Raw genomic sequence first — 1,107 nt, forward strand, 5'->3', positions numbered from 1 at the left:
CGCCCGCCGGCGAAGACCACGGGCGTGCCATGGACCATATTGGCATCGCGCACCCGCTCGCGCCGCGCCTGCAAATAGGCCCGGCCATCGACGATCGCAGCGGTCGTGCCGAGCGAGATGCGGTTGCCGGTCGCGGGCACCCAGGAGCGGCCGGTCTCATGCAGATAGTGGCGCGCCGCGGTGTCGCGCATCCCCTCATAGGCCTGGGCGGACTGCTCGACCTTGCGGGCGAGATCGATCTTGTCCTCGAGATCAGCGGTCGCGATCTCCGATCCGTCCTGCTCGGCGAGCAGGAGCCGGATCTCGTCGGTCAGGCGGTCGATCAGCTGATGCTTCTTGGCGGCCGCGCGGTGGAAGAGATTGACGAAGCCCCAGCCCAGATCCTCGATGTCGCGTTCGAGCGCGGTGAAGGGGAAGAGCGCGAAGAGATCGCTCCAGATGGCGCTGACGGTCTGTTCGAGCGCTTCGGCCGGCGGCGGCGCTTCCATCGAGCGTTGGTCGCCCATCAGGTCGAGATGGCCGAGTTCGAGTGCTTGGAGCACTGCTGAAAGGGAGCTGGTCATGAGGGATTGCCTTTCCGTGTCGCAGGGCCGGCGGCCTTCCCGCCGGATGCGCACCCTCCGGGCCATCGAAAAAGCGGCGGCGGCACCGCCGGGCAACGCCCAAGGGGAACCCGATAAGGTCCGGGTGGTGCGGGCAGGCGCGCCTCGGCGCGCCAACACGGCCGGAGCGTTCGGGTTGCCGCCGCCAGCGCGATGGCCCATGTGCCGCATCCTCTGGCGAAAGGCGCGAAGGCGCTGTCGCGTCAGGCATTCATGACGCAGAGGACCTTAAGAAGGGCACCCGCAACCCGATCTCCCGATACGCACAGGACGGCATGAAAGCGCGTCGCATCGGAAGAGCCCGGCCGTCAGGCCTTCGACCGTGAGGCCAGATCTTGGGCCGCGTCGCGCTTGGCGGCTGCCGCCTTGCGTTCCGAATAGCGGTCCACGAGTTGATCGGCATGGCGACGTGTCAGCACCGTGAAGCGCACCAGCTCCTCCATGACGTCGACGATCCGGTCATAATAGCTTGAGGCACTGAGACGGCCGTCCTCGTCGAACTCCT

General features: G+C 67.2%; 2 pseudogenes. Both read right to left on the minus strand.

Annotation, left to right across the window (positions count from 1 at the left end):
- Positions 1–563 (minus strand): annotated as a pseudogene (locus IQ35_RS20980) (chromosome segregation ATPase); the annotation flags it as partial.
- Between the two features lie 347 nt (positions 564–910).
- Positions 911–1,107, minus strand: a pseudogene (locus IQ35_RS20985) (arsenical resistance protein ArsH); the annotation flags it as partial.

Source organism: Sphingobium wenxiniae, assembly GCF_007830065.1.
Classification (GTDB): Bacteria; Pseudomonadota; Alphaproteobacteria; order Sphingomonadales; family Sphingomonadaceae; genus Sphingobium; species Sphingobium wenxiniae.